10 protein-coding genes and 2 pseudogenes are annotated in these 13,213 nt (G+C 60.6%); 1 reads left to right on the forward strand and 11 read right to left on the reverse strand.

Annotation, left to right across the window (positions count from 1 at the left end):
• From FJ543_RS29465 to FJ543_RS29480, 4 genes and pseudogenes are all read right to left on the reverse strand, one after another.
• A pseudogene (locus FJ543_RS29465) lies at window positions 1-620 on the reverse strand (type IV secretion system protein VirB4); the annotation flags it as partial.
• A complete protein-coding gene (locus FJ543_RS29470; protein WP_013533342.1) occupies window positions 620-946 on the reverse strand; it encodes a type IV secretion system protein VirB3 in 327 nt (108 codons plus the stop codon). The gene FJ543_RS29470 and the pseudogene FJ543_RS29465, both read right to left, overlap by 1 nt.
• A complete protein-coding gene (virB2, locus tag FJ543_RS29475) occupies window positions 946-1,311 on the reverse strand; it encodes a pilin major subunit VirB2 (protein WP_013533343.1) in 366 nt (121 codons plus the stop codon). Before virB2 ends, FJ543_RS29470 begins: the two co-directional genes overlap by 1 nt.
• A 14-nt stretch (window positions 1,312-1,325) precedes the next feature.
• The gene (locus FJ543_RS29480; RefSeq protein ID WP_064993315.1) at window positions 1,326-2,099 is read right to left on the reverse strand and encodes a type IV secretion system lytic transglycosylase VirB1; all 774 of its coding nucleotides are present in this window, start codon (window positions 2,097-2,099) and stop codon (window positions 1,326-1,328) included.
• Between the two features lie 1,222 nt (window positions 2,100-3,321).
• On the opposite strand from FJ543_RS29480, the gene FJ543_RS29490 reads away from it, so the two are divergent.
• Window positions 3,322-4,047 (forward strand): response regulator, encoded by a 726-nt coding sequence (locus FJ543_RS29490; protein WP_013533346.1) that lies wholly within the window; start codon window positions 3,322-3,324, stop codon window positions 4,045-4,047.
• 102 nt (window positions 4,048-4,149) lie between these two features.
• Here the strand turns inward: FJ543_RS29490 and FJ543_RS32050 are convergent.
• From FJ543_RS32050 to FJ543_RS31650, 7 genes and pseudogenes are all read right to left on the reverse strand, one after another.
• A pseudogene (locus FJ543_RS32050) lies at window positions 4,150-4,419 on the reverse strand (transposase); the annotation flags it as partial.
• Window positions 4,420-4,449: 30 nt separating this feature from the next.
• Entirely contained in the window at window positions 4,450-5,232 is a 783-nt protein-coding gene (locus FJ543_RS32055) for a transposase (RefSeq protein ID WP_224655956.1), read from the reverse strand.
• A complete protein-coding gene (locus tag FJ543_RS32060; protein ID WP_245321939.1) occupies window positions 5,123-5,845 on the reverse strand; it encodes an IS66 family transposase zinc-finger binding domain-containing protein in 723 nt (240 codons plus the stop codon). The genes FJ543_RS32055 and FJ543_RS32060 overlap by 110 nt, the downstream gene beginning before the upstream one ends.
• 249 nt (window positions 5,846-6,094) lie before the next feature.
• Window positions 6,095-9,271, reverse strand: coding sequence for a Ulp1 family isopeptidase (locus FJ543_RS29505; protein ID WP_224655958.1), 3,177 nt, complete (start codon window positions 9,269-9,271; stop codon window positions 6,095-6,097).
• A 105-nt stretch (window positions 9,272-9,376) separates the two neighbouring features.
• Complete coding sequence (gene virD4 / locus FJ543_RS29510) at window positions 9,377-11,122, reverse strand: type IV secretion system ATPase VirD4 (RefSeq protein ID WP_064993317.1); 1,746 nt, start codon at window positions 11,120-11,122, stop codon at window positions 9,377-9,379.
• A gap of 233 nt (window positions 11,123-11,355) precedes the next feature.
• Entirely contained in the window at window positions 11,356-12,222 is an 867-nt protein-coding gene (locus tag FJ543_RS29515; RefSeq protein WP_064993318.1) for a hypothetical protein, read from the reverse strand.
• A gap of 73 nt (window positions 12,223-12,295) precedes the next feature.
• A complete protein-coding gene (locus tag FJ543_RS31650; protein WP_064993319.1) occupies window positions 12,296-12,613 on the reverse strand; it encodes a hypothetical protein in 318 nt (105 codons plus the stop codon).
• Window positions 12,614-13,213: the final 600 nt, after the last annotated feature.

The following is a 13,213-nucleotide window of genomic DNA, read 5'->3' on the forward strand; positions in this document are numbered from 1 at the left end:
CCGCTAACCATCGGAACCGGAAGAAACCGGCACGTCATTATCAACCGAAGCGCCTCACCGATTTCCGTGAAGAGCACGTCGCCTTTCTCACGAACACCCAACCGGCGCAGACCGTAACCGCCCAGTGAGCCAGCAATGATCTGCCAGAGGTCTTCCAGGCTTCGCATTTGTGTGGCCAGATCGTTGTCATTGCGTCTGGACGATTTTGCGCTACGCCAGCCGATCTTGCCGATTGCGGTGCGGGGGAACACGACGACAGTGAGGAAATGGTCGTTGCGAAAGAGCTTGCCCGACAGGACACGGCTCTCATACGCCTCGCTCAGACTGCCAGCGAATGCACTTTGAAACTGGCGCGATGCCGGCTCCGGCACATCGTTGTTTCGCACAAGATGGGCGTACAGCGTGACATTGTCGTCGGCGATGTTGCGCAAGAGAGTGTTGAACGCGCGGCAGCGCGAGTTGCGCATCTCAGCGTCTTCCAAATCAAATGGCAGCCCGTTCAGATGTGCCATGGCCATAATCGATCCGTCTTCCAGAAGGACAACCTGGTCGCTCAGATGACCGACATACGGAAGATAGATCTCGCCAGATCTCTCGGTCCTGCCACTGGCGCCAAACATCACACCATTCCTCTTCCGCGCTTCGGCACTCTGATCGGATTCGCGCTGACGCTCGCCCCGCCCCAGACCGACCCATCCACGCTTCTGCCGGCGGTCTGCAAATAGAGAAACGCCACGCTTGCGGCGTTATAGTCACGCTCAACAATCAGCCGTGCTCCGAACCAGAGTGGCACGAGCACGACTTCATAGAGCGGGTTCTTAAGGATGATGATGACGAGTCCCGCCAACATCATGAGCGCTCCGGCCAGCGTCAGCGGCACCCCCAAAAACAGTGCGGGGCGTGTCGCCGCCACATAGAGGGTGCTCACTTCCAGCCGGTCGCTCATCAGCCGGCGCCTATCAGCGCCTTGCCCAGGAAGCTGGCGCCAAACATGATGACGATTCCTCCAACGACACCCGCAACCAGGCCAAGTGAAGCACGACCGAACATCCAGGAGATCCCGATGGCCACGAGTCCGAGCACGGCCAGTGATTGTCCGAAGGGACCAAGTATGAAGGTGCAGATATTCTGGACCATCTTGGCGGGATCCGTCCCTCCGGTCACCTGTGCCGCGGCCGGCCCGCTGGAGAAGACCGTCCACGCCACGCCCGCAGCAGCGGCCGGCGCGTATTCAGCCGCCATTCGCAGCATGGAAAAAGGCGAAGGAACACGCGTTTTAAGCGCACGAAGTATTTTGAGTGGCTTGATCATTGTATCTCCATGTTTCAATCGAATACGAGTTTGTTCGGGTTCGAGGGTTCCCGCTCATCGGCAGCCCGGCTGTCTGTCGGACCGGAGGGATCGGCCCCGGAGCGGTTTGTCTGATAGGAGCCCCAGATGGCCCAGGAATTTTGGCGGGGCTGCTTTTGGTTGGCCTTTTGGTTCAGCTGGAGCAGAGGCGGCACTGCTTTCCGACCCGGTGCCTCAAGGTGTGGCGCATCTTGGGCGGTCGGCTCCTGCGTTGTCTCTGACATGTCCTTTGCGGCCAACTCGACCTTGCGTACATAACCGTTGGCAAAGCCACGCGTGACGTCACCCGTGTTATAGGCCGAGATGGCACGGCGAAGCGCCAGTTGCTGCGCTGGGGCAGTCGTGCCGCCGGCATACCGGCTTTCAAGCAAGTGGGCGGCGGCCGAAAGCGAGGCGCAGGGCTCGAATGCCTTTTCCGGCGTGAGATTGAGCGTGGGAAAGTTGTTGCTGTTTATTTGCATCAATCCAACATCGACGGAATGTTGTGCTTCGAGTCGGTCCTTGATGCCCCGCGTGGCTTGCAGGTGGTCTATCCAGCGAAGCTGCTCACCTGTGGTGTTGTCATGAGCCACCAGCGTTTCAAAGCCACTTTCAATCTTGGCAATCGCGGCAAGGGTGGACGGCGCGACCCAGGGAGCGCATTTGCGCGACAGGCGGTGGAACTCACGGGGCGAAAGTGGCGCGGGCTCGGCTGGGAGTGACATGGATGTCAACAGAACGATGGCCAGCGGCCAAACTGCAATAAACATTCCTATCACCTACCTTTCCAAGCCGCCCGACGGGTTCTGGCCCTGTCCGGAACACGCTTATCGGGGCGGTTTGTTACTGTGTGATGTTCAAGTTCAGCTTTTCGGCTTCAACTGAAACAAAGACCTTGATCGTGGCAGTGTGGGTGAGCATCTTGCGCAAGCACGGGTTGGCGGATCCGATTAGCCAGCAGCGACATGCAAAGGATCTTGGTACGACGAGTCCTGTGCGGGATTGCCCGTCCCGGTCGCCTGTTGCTTTTGGACTGTAATCCGCGGCTTCGGCGGCAGGATGGTGATGGAATCTTCTGCCAAGGTCGAATCAAGGAGAAAATGGAGGCTAGTCCAGGCTGCGGATGCCGTGGGTCGGTCCAGCGAGAGGACCGAAGAAGGCGCCGGTGCCCACGTTGCGGTATGCTGCCAGCTCTTTAAGAGACAGCCATGCGCGGCCCCGCACGGGCAGGTCCATCGCGCGAGCTCGTCTGCGCTGGCTGGATGGGGCTGTCCGCGGGGCGCGGAAACGCAGCAGCGCAGCCCATCTTGGTGCGAGCCTGATTCAGCTGTTCGGCGAGCCGCACCCCATTTGGCGGCGTCCGAGGCCGCTGCCGAGAATAGTGACCAGCTCAAAGGGAGGTGTCGCGTTCAACTGATAAATGCTAGCTCGGAACCGTAACCGCAACCGACCTGCCGGTCGCGCGGACCAGGGTTTGGAACGCCGGGCCCCTCCCCCCGGAAGAACTCGCTTGGAAGGAGACATACCATGGCCCAAGGCTACAGCAGCGACACGGCCGCTCTTGCGCCACCGCCTCTGCGATCAATCAAACGCCGCGCTCCGCCACCGCTTCGGAGCCCGGACGCACGAGCGGCAGGATTTCGAGTTGATGCAGCTCCGCCGTCGCCAGAACCGCGGCGACTCAAGGACACGTCAGGAAACTGGGCGTCCGTGCCGTCGAAGTCGAGTGCTGTTGCCGGGCCTGCAGGTGAGCTCGAGCTTGAGCTGAAGGATCCCACGGCAGGGTCATGCCGGCGACTGGACCTGGTCTCCTGGTCACGGACTGACTTGATGCGGTCATTTGGCTGTGGATGAAAGACCATGACGAGCAACGGCCTCACATTGGCCGCACGCAACGGCGCGTGGCAGCGGGGGCAGCTGTGGTGGGTCGATCCAGAAGGTTGCCGGGCAACAGCTTTGGAATCAAGGGGATTCAAGATTGAAGGTGAGCCGTTGAAACATGTTCTTGTCATTGACGATGATGCCGCAATGCGACGCCTCATCGCCGAGTATCTCATGATGCATGCCTTGAAGGTGACTGCAGTCAACGATAGCAAGCAGTTCAACCACGTCCTATCTCATGAGCCGGTCGACCTTGTGGTCGTTGACCTCAACCTGGGCCGTGAGGATGGGCTTGCGATCGTCCGCAAGCTGGCGACAAAATCGGATTTGCCTATCATAGTGATCAGCGGCGACCGGCTCGATGAGGCCGAAAAAGTCGTTGCACTGGAGCTCGGCGCAACCGATTTCATTCCCAAGCCTTTCGGCCTGCGCGAGTTCCTGGCCCGCATTCGCGTAGCGCTACGCCAGCGCATTTCCAGTCCGCGAACGAAAGATCATCGCTCATTCCGGTTTGGAGCTTGGAAGCTCAGCGTCAAACAGCGGCGGCTGATCTGTGCAGAGCGTGGCGAGGTCAAGCTTACCGCATGTGAGTTCAATCTCCTGATCGCGTTCCTGGAGAACCCCCGCAGCGTACTATCCAGAGAACGGCTTTTGCTCGCGAGCCGTGTGCGTGGTGAAGAGGTCTACGATCGAAGTATCGATGTCCTGATCTTGCGCTTGCGCCGGAAGCTCGAGGCTGATGCGGCCAATCCTCGCCTGGTCAAGACGAGTCGTGGTGCGGGGTACTTCTTCAACGCTGACGTGGACGTTAGCTACGGAGGCACCTTGGCCGCGTGACAGGGGCGATTCTGGCGATTGCTGACAAGGAGGCTGATCAAGCCAAAGCGGTGTTCTCAGGCCACGGCCTTTAGCTCGGCGCCGGGGTACAGGCCAAAGGCGTAGGTCGTCGATCTGGCTGTTGGGATGGCTGTTGACGATGCTGGTGAGGACGGCGGCGAGATAGCCGAGTGGCTGGACACCATTGAGCTTGCGGGTCTCAGCGATGCAATCACCGCCCCTTATTTCGGCACCGCAGTTCGAGCCAGCGAAGCGCGCGTTCTTGTCGTTTGAGCCCGATCGCACGGATTGAGCGCTCGACGGTGTTGCTGTCGATCGCGATGCGACCCTCCCAACGAAGCGCGAGAGACCCAATTTGAGAAGTGTGTATCGCCTGTCGAGCGTAAGCGCCTCGCCGATCGCCTATGGATTTGGGCTTGACGTTTTCCGGAATCGCCAGGGCATGAGTTCCTCGATCTGGCTCTGCGGATGGCCGTTGATGATGGCGTCGAGAGTTTCGGCGAGGTAGGCAACGGGATTGACGTCGTTGAGCCTGCAGGTGGCCACGACGGATGAGAGCTGTGCCCAGTTTTCGGCCGCAACTTCATGGCCAGCAAACAGAGCATTTTTTCTGGTCGCGCATACTGGACGGATGGCGTTTTCGACTGGGTTGGTGTCGGGCTGGAGCCGGCCGTCGTCGAGGAAGCGGGTGAGCCCCTCCCAGTGAGCGAGCCCATAGCGGGTGTCTTCCGCCAACCTGGAGCCGGAGGAGATCATCGACAGTTGCTTTTCGAACCATGTTTCAGGGCGGCGATGATCGGCGCGGAATAATCCTGTCGAGCGGCAAGCCGGACTTGAGGCGATGCCGCGCACTGGTGGCTCGATGGCGTAGAGCGCCGCGATCTGGCGTATCGCCGCTTCGGCGATCGGGGACTTGGTGTTACGCGCCAGCTTCACAAACCGTCGGCGCAGGCGGCTCCAGCAATGGACGAGCAGCCACGGTCGTTGCGGCCGTTCCAGGCATCTCAGCCGGTCATAGCCCTCATAGGCGTCAATGAACAGGCGATCCGCGTCAGACAGATGCCTGGGCTTCGGCTTAAGATGGAAGCAGGCCCGGCCTGCCCAATTGCCCAGTGTGGCGCGATCCAGTTGGATGCCCCTGGCGGGCGTAGATTTCGGCCTGCCGGTAGAACGGCAAATGACCACCGAACTTGGCGACGATGACCTGGGCGATTAGCGCCTCGGTCGGCAGGCCGCCGGACACGATATGCTCGGGCGCATGCGCCTGCACGACCGCGCTCGAGCAGCGCCGGCAAGCGTATTTCGGGCGGCGCCTGACCAGCACGCGCAACTGCGCCGGGATCGCGTCGAGCCGCTCGCTGACATCCTCGCCGATCCTTAGCCATCTCGCCGCAGCCGCAGGGGCACAGCGTGCTCTGGGCTCGATGATCCGTTCCACTCGCGGCAGATGAGCCGGCAAGTGACCACGGTTGCGCGGGCGTGAACCGGACGCGCCGTCCGAACGACCCTGGATGACCCGCTGCGCCCTTTCCTGCGCGGCGTCGAGCACGCCCTGCGCGATCTCCACGTCTTCGAGCGGCAGGTGGTATTGATCGGGATGCAGCTTCTCGGACCTGGCGCCGAACTTCTCGTGATTGAGCTGACCGACGATGGTCTCCAGGCGACGCCGCGCCTCTTCGGATTTAGCCAAGGCAGCCTGGCGCTCGGCCAGGGTCGCTTGCGCCGATTTCGGTGGCCTCATCGTCCGCTGAGGCGCCGACGATTCATCCACCATCAGCGGCGCGAACATCGGCGCCATGCTTTCTGGCAGTGCCAGTTGTCCCTGACGAAGGCGACGCCGCCAATCGGTGGGTCGCGCCATGCTTGCGGGCGACCGCCGCCACCTGCACCTCCGGCATCAGGCTCTCGGCGGCAATCCGGGCTCTGTCGGCCTCCGAGCGCACCCGCCGTCCCGTCCGACCGTCCAGAACCTCGAGCCGGCCTGCGCAGCCAGCTGTTGGGACGTGGTCGCCAAAAGAGCTGTTCTGCTTCATCGCGGCCATCGAGCTCAACGCCCCGCGTCGGAGCGCTCTCTGCTTCTGTAGGAAGTCATGAGGTCCGCTCGGGCTTGATCGGGGTCTTGCCTGATGGACGACGTGTTTGCTGCACGCGCTTGCCGCTCCGTGCTGAGGATTTGCGGATTTTCAGTCCTCTGCCTCTTCGCCGGTGTCAACAGCGCTGTGTAGTGTTCATTGTTTATGATGACTCCCCCGCTGTTCACGCGGTTGCTCCTTTCAAGTGCACTCGTCAGCTCGGCCTGGACGTGGCGAGTCCTGCTCACGTGCCGTTCAAACGAGGCTGGCGCGACTTGTCGGGCTTGCTGCGCTTGCAACACCGCGTGTCGCACCTGCGACCCGGCTGCTCCAAACACTTCCGCGGGGCTTGCAACCTCGTGGGGCAAGCGCCCCTGCCACAGTCGGTTTTGCAGCGCCTGCCGATCGGGGACGAGGGCCTCGAGGTGCAGCGGCCGCTGCGGGTCTGGCAAGTCCTGGTTCGCCAATCTCTCAACCAGGGAGCGCGTGCCGTCCACCACGAACACGCCGCAATCAACACCGTTGTTCTGCAGGGCCATGGCGGGTGTCACCACGGTGGTCACGTCCAGTCTGGCTGCGAGCTCTCGTGCAGGCGCGTCATTGTATGGCAGTCCATCGCGACGACGGATGGAGTCGTAGTGATAGGCAACCGCTTTATCCCGGTCGCTGCGATCTACGAGCAGCAGCGACCAATGCTCGTTGCGTCCATCATTCCCCGCCGCAGCCATGGGATCGCCACTGTTCACAGGCAGGAACACGAAGTCGGCTGCGACGTCGTTTTGATGATAGATGGACAGCACTATGGGGTCCGGGTCCCGGTCGTGACGGCGCAGTTGCTGGGAGACCAAGGAATCCACAAGCCGCGTTCGGGCGGCGAGTGCTGGGTGGTGCATCTGCAGGCTCTGCGCCAGCAACTGGTAATCCCTGCTGATATGGGCGTCACCCAGCAGGTCGGGGCCGAGCACCGCCCCTTCGGGGAGGTTGAACGAGCCTGACGGAAGGGCTGCGATGTGTGCCTCGGAGGAGGTGGTCAGATCGACCAACGGAACACCGCGATAGGTGTCCGACTGCGTCGCTGGCAAGGCGGGTTCTGGAGCCCTTGCCGGTACTGCTGCCGCTGCAGCTTCCCTCATCGCACCGCGATGGACGAGCCAAACGGCGTTGCCGCCCTCCGGCGTCAGGGCGGTGTAGCCGTGACCTTTGATATCGAAGTTCCATTCCGGCTTGTCGGCATCCGGCAAGAGGCCATGGTGATTCAGCAAAGGGAGCATCGCCTCTGGGAGGCGTTGAGTCCCATGGGAGAAGCCGTCGGGGACTGCGGACGAAAGGTCTATAAAGTCCTCGATCGCCGCGGGGGGCGCCTCAGACCTTGCGGAGGGCGCGGCCCGCTGCGTCCTTCTGATGGGCTCGGCCCCTGTGCCTGGAACGGGTATCCCAGCCAAGGGCAATTCACCGAACTGCTGCATGGGGGGCTGCATTGGCACGCGGCCGCCTGAATTGCCGATTTGGCTCGGCTGCTGCTGAAAGGCGACGACTTGCGGCGTATTCAGGGCCGTCAGCCTCTCCGCTGGCCACAGCGCTGTGGAATGTTCATTGTTGGTGGCGACCCACCGGGGTGGCCGGTGGGCGCCCTGATCAAGCGCATCCGGCAAGGGCTGTATCTGCTGTTGGCTGGCAGCTAGGACTGGCGGAGCGGCGGCCTGAACTCCGGCCCATCCAGAGTTTGCGAAAGCGTCCGACATGCTTGTGTTGAGGTTATCCCGTCCAGCGGGCGTGCTTGGGTTGTTGAAAAAAGACGAGGCGGCTTGATCATTCTGCCCTTCCTGGAGCGCGCCGTGCAACCCCTGCTCGATTCGCACAAGCGCCTCTGTATTGGTTGGCACCACGTCGGCTCGATCATCGAACAGCGATAGGTTCGCCTTGGCAAGCGCGTATGAGTCCGCTTTGCGAATCCGCTCTAGCGCGTGGCTGAGATAGCGATCGTTTGGGTACAAGCTCTCGGCGATTTTCGCCCGCTCATTGTGATCCAGCCCAGTGATCGTCTGACCCTGTTTGTTAAGCGCCGCAGAAAATTTGCGAAGACTACGACTATAGATAACACGGGTGCTTGAAGCCAACCCGCTGTCACCGGCCGCTTTTTCCAGGAGGTGCGCGTCCGCCTTTGCGGGCACCGGCCGGTCAGCAACTGAATAGTCCGGCTCATGATACGCACGCAGGACGTTCAACGCCGTCTTCATATCAGGGTAGTCCGGAAAGAAAGTATCGAGGTGGTCGACCAGGGATTGGTGATTTGTTAGATCATTCGCTTGGCCGCGCTCGCCGAAATGATTCGCTAATCGGCGAAGCGAATAAGCGTGAGCTTGAAGCCTACTCTTGCTATAGCCTTGCTGAGAAGCCGCAGCCTGGGCGATCGCCTTATCAATAACGTTCCAGTGTTCGTCGGACACATGGCGATAGCTGGGGTCACGACGTACTCGAGGCGCGACAGGAGCCGGATTGGAGCGGCGCGGCGCGGCCACGTGCTGCTCAATGCCCACTTGCCGGGCCGGACCCGCATCAGGCAAGCGGCCATCGCGGTCCGAGGAAGAGAGCATCGCCTGTGGGACGCGTTGAGTTCCATGGGAGACGCCTTTGGGGAGGGCGAACGAGACGGTTATGGAGCTCCCGATCGCAGCGGAGGGCGCTTCAAATTTTGCGGAGGGCGCGGCCTGCACATGCATCCTTCTGATGTGTTCGGCCCTTGCGCCTTGAACGGGTAGCCCTGCCAATGGCAATTCAGCCAACCGCTGCATGAGGGGCTGCATCGGCACGCGGCCGCCCGAATGGCCGATTTGGCTCGGCTGCTGGTGAAGGGCGACGGCTTGCCGCGCATTCAGGGCCGCCAGCCTCTCCGCTGGCCACAGCGCTGTGAAATGTTCACCATTGACGATGACCAACTGTGGCCGGTGGTTGCCCTGGTCAAGCGCATCCGACAAGGGTCGGATCTGCTGTTGGCTGGCTGTTACGATTGGCTGAGCGGCTTGATCATCCTGCTCTTGGTGAAGCACGTCGCGGAGCCCCTGTTCCACTCGCAGAACGGCCCCTTCATTGTGCGCCTCGTCGGCTCGATCATCGAACATCGGCCGGAACGCCTCGGCCACTTGCTGCGCCACGCTCACTCGCCGGGCCTCGCCCGCTTGCCGCCCTTCCAAGCCGGCGTCCTGCGGCAAAGCTGTTGCACGGGATGGATTTTTTCGCGGGTCCACACTAGCCTCACATCAAACGGTATCGTTAAATTCCTGCGCCAATCCACGCGGCGGCTCATCGAGTCGAAAGTCTGTGGAGAGTTCCTCCTCTGCTTCCGTCAACGGTGCCGGCTCCGGGAGGGCGCCTGTCTGGCCTTCAAAGATGCGTTTCAGAATGCGGTCCGAAAAATATCGCACCTTCCTCAATTGCAATGGTGGCAGACCTTTGATGAGAACGATCTCGTAGTCGTCGTCGAGCAGCCGAACCTGTTCGGGACGCAACAGCGGTGCACCTTGATGCGAATTCTGAATGTTCCAGTCGAATCTTCGCGCCTGGCTGTAGGAAATCGATTTGGCTTCAAACGTGTATTCACCGATGGCTTTGGAAATGTAGTTCGGGGTCTCATCATCGGCCGTTGCCATGAACACTTGCAGGCCGGTATTGCTGAGAAAATTCTGCTTGCCAGCCTCTCCATAAGCCCCTGTCAGTGCCGAAAGGCTTTGGATGATGAGCATGAAACGCCCCTTGTAGCCCGCGATAGTCGTAATTGCGGTCTCGATCGCCTCCAGCTTACCCAAGTGCTTGAACTCATCGAGCAGGAAGAGAACCTCGTGCTTTTCCTCCGGGCGGGGCAGCGACCGCTGTAGAATTGAAACGATTTGCTGAAAAAACAAGCGTATCAGAGGCGCGATCACCTCAAGGTCGTTTGGACCAACACAAAGATAGATGCACGTTCGGCGACGGCGAAGATCATAGACCGAAAAGTCCGAGCGACTTGTGGCCGCCTTAACAGCGGGATCCGCCCAGAGATTGAGCCCGCCATCGCCGAGCACGGAAGTGTAGGAGGTCAGGATTTTTGTGTCGTTCCCGGCCATGTCGTCGAAGATGCGTTGAGCCTCTTTGTTTCGCGTCTCCATGGCGAGTTGCGCGAAGAGCTTAAACTTTTCCCCCGGCTGGGCGAAGAGATCATAGACGGCGCCGATTGTCGGCGTGCCCCGCTCGATGCAGGCAAGGATCCCCGCGACAAAGATATCTCGCGCGCCGCTGACGAAACCTTCCGCGCCTTCCCCCTTGGCCGTAATCAGGTTTGCGGCCAAGCGGCGGGCTTCGGTGAATTGGAGCTGTGGAGGCAGCGCAATAAGGTCCAACAGTGGATTGTAGCAGTTCGTGCGCCGCTCCGAATCCAGCGGCGCGAATTTGAACACGTCATCGCCTGCGGCTTTGCGCGCCCTCGAGGTGAGCTCGAAGAGCTCCCCCTTGACGTCCAGAGCTATCACTGAGCCTTTGAATGTAAGTAGCGTTGGAATGACTACGCCGACGCCCTTGCCAGCGCGGGTCGGTGCAACGATGAGGCTGTGAGGCTGCTCGCCATTGGTCAGGTAGTAACCAGGCCAGAAAGGGCCACTCGTCTTCCCAAATACCGGTCCTTTCACGCCACGGTATCGTCGCAGATATCCGGTGCGTCGCATTTCATCCACTCGAGCCCAACGAGCCGTCCCGTGGTGTTCGAGCTTGCGGCGCAATACGACCTGCTGAATCAGCAAGACGACCGCGGATGTCGAGAGCACGATAGCCGCGCCCCGATAGAAGACGGGGGTTGCGAAACCCAGATAGAAGGGCGTCTCAAACCAAAAGGCACGGACATCAAACGCCATCAAGGCCTCGCCGCCACCGCCGTGGAGGAAGGTTGCGTACAGACTTGCCGCACAGAACCCCACGGCGAGCGAGCAGGCGATGCTAACGGCTATGTTGGGGGTCGTCGTTTTGGTTGAAGGCATTGTTCCATTGCCTGCCGCAGCTCATGGTGCGGCTTCAGACACCGAACCGACGTCGTGATGTCGCCGCTCGACAGATCGATGCCGAGGCGGGTGGCGCAATGGTTGCATCGCACCACCCGGCAGACGTGGTTTTTTGAAAGTTACACAAGTTAGTGCGTCAACGGCCAGCGACTTGGAAACAGCCAGGCCGTGAACGCAATTCGGGAGAGAAAGCGTCTACTGTTGCCGAGATCTCAACGGCCCCCGCGATCCCTGTTCCTGGTGGACTCCTGCAGGTCCGCTCGGGCCTGACTGTAGCTGCGGTTTATGGCCTGCCCTACTAGACCACCCCGCTGCAGCTGTTCATAGGAGATTTGCGTGCCTGTCGCATGAACCGCAGCCTCAAGGCCTGCTATGTGGGCGTCCAGATCCGCATGCCGTTCCTCTGCATGCTGCGGCGGAGGCATTTGCCGCAAGAGGGGTTCCAGGCCGGGAACTGCGTGAGCTTGGGCCTGCTGATTTGGATCCATCTGGTGATACGCCTGGATAATTGCATTCTGTGCCACCATCCTGATGTTGCCGTTCGGATCAGACATCAATTCAACGGCTTGATCAAGAATGCGAGATTGGTTTTCGTTATTGAACTTGCCGAAGTTGGGCGCAACGTTAAGAGCTCCGAGAGCTTGCGAGGCCGGATCCATGTTGCCAATGCGATTGACAACAGCATCTTGCATGTGTGGCGTTAGGTAATTGGCTATATTGCTGACCGCTCTGACTTGCTCCAATGCAACGTTGTCCGGCCGGTACCCCAATTCGGATGTCAGCTTCCAAGTCAGCTCGACGGCTGATCGTCCGAGCTGATTGCCCCGCCTTTCAAATTTTGCGAGTTCAGTTTCTTGCCCGGGTTGAGTACCCCGAATGGCTGTTCGCGCTTCCTTCCCGAGGCCTTTGAAGCCTGCAAGGTTTCGCGCTGTATCGCGCGGGTTAGCGGTTACCAGCCGTTCTGCTACCTGCGTTAATGGCCCCTCTGTAAGGGACAGGATGGTAGAGGGTTCCCTGGCTTGTTCCCTGGCTTGGGATGAACTTGCAGCTGCGCGTGCCCGTTTGTTATCGCGATCCATTGCTCGGTCTCCAAAGTCGTTATTCTACGCATGAGGTTATCACCCAAGCCTGACCTGCTGAACCGATATGGTGTTACAGTTGTAGTCTGGCAGAAGGTTCCAGTCTCGTCCCAGCCAAGATGACGAGGCTGGCATCAAATGCCGTGAGTGACTTCTGCCAAAGCGCATGAATGGTACGCCCCGGCTCTGTCGCCTCCTCCTTCCGGTCGTTGCAAGAGCCCGGGGTGATATCCTCGCGGCAGCTTCTCCTTTGAGCGCAGGGTGGATGATCGAGCGTTGCTACAACGACCACCGCCCGCTCCGGCTGATCAGCCGCGGCCCGGCAATTTGCGCGGCCGCCAATAGCACCACCGCGCTTTGCCACCATCCGGCCTTCCTGCTGCAGGCTCATGGCAATCTCGCGACGGGGCCGGTGACAGGCGAGGTGCAAAGGACGGGCGGGAAAAATCGCGCTGGCGGGCAGCGCGGCATCGCACAATGCCGCCCCTTCTCGGCCCGGCCGCCTGTCGCCTATGAGTGCCCGGCGTTAGCCCCAGCCGCTGGCGAGTCAACCGTCAGCTGGGCGACAGCGACATGTTCAACGCCTTCGTGCCCGGGGTTTTCTCAACGGGAGGTCGCCTGGCGCAGTCACCCCGGAACGGACGGCCTATTCAGCGCCAGCTCCGCAGCAACATGACCAGCTGCAATGGCCACGCAGCCTTGCGCTCCAACCGCATTGATGCAGGCGCACCATCGACATTACTTGCTTTGGCTGCAACATCCCCTCTCCTTCCCCGCCCCACGACGATGCAGGACTCAGGAAAACTTCAGTTACGCAAAGACGGTCAGTTTCTTCAGCTGCACCTCGATCGGATGCAAGGGGATAAAGGAGGGTTCAAGTGGCGCCGAAGCGCAGACGCGATGGCATGACTCGCGCACGCAGCCGTCCTGGCCGACAGGCCTGTTCTTGGGCACAAGCTCGAATTGAGCGCCTTATCAAGGCTCAAGGAGT

The sequence above is a fragment of the Mesorhizobium sp. B2-5-7 genome (assembly GCF_006440875.1).
In the GTDB taxonomy this organism is placed as follows: Bacteria; Pseudomonadota; Alphaproteobacteria; order Rhizobiales; family Rhizobiaceae; genus Mesorhizobium; species Mesorhizobium australicum.

What these genes read in the sequence shown, in the direction of transcription:
- FJ543_RS29470 (WP_013533342.1), bottom strand. Translation starts at nt 946, where the DNA reads ATGAGCGACCGGCTGGAAGTGAGCACCCTCTATGTGGCGGCGACACGC.
- virB2 (WP_013533343.1), bottom strand. Translation starts at nt 1,311, where the DNA reads ATGATCAAGCCACTCAAAATACTTCGTGCGCTTAAAACGCGTGTTCCT.
- FJ543_RS29480 (WP_064993315.1), bottom strand. Translation starts at nt 2,099, where the DNA reads ATGTTTATTGCAGTTTGGCCGCTGGCCATCGTTCTGTTGACATCCATG.
- FJ543_RS32060 (WP_245321939.1), bottom strand. Translation starts at nt 5,845, where the DNA reads ATGGCGCCGATGTTCGCGCCGCTGATGGTGGATGAATCGTCGGCGCCT.
- virD4 (WP_064993317.1), bottom strand. Translation starts at nt 11,122, where the DNA reads ATGCCTTCAACCAAAACGACGACCCCCAACATAGCCGTTAGCATCGCC.
- FJ543_RS29515 (WP_064993318.1), bottom strand. Translation starts at nt 12,222, where the DNA reads ATGGATCGCGATAACAAACGGGCACGCGCAGCTGCAAGTTCATCCCAA.
- FJ543_RS31650 (WP_064993319.1), bottom strand. Translation starts at nt 12,613, where the DNA reads ATGAGCCTGCAGCAGGAAGGCCGGATGGTGGCAAAGCGCGGTGGTGCT.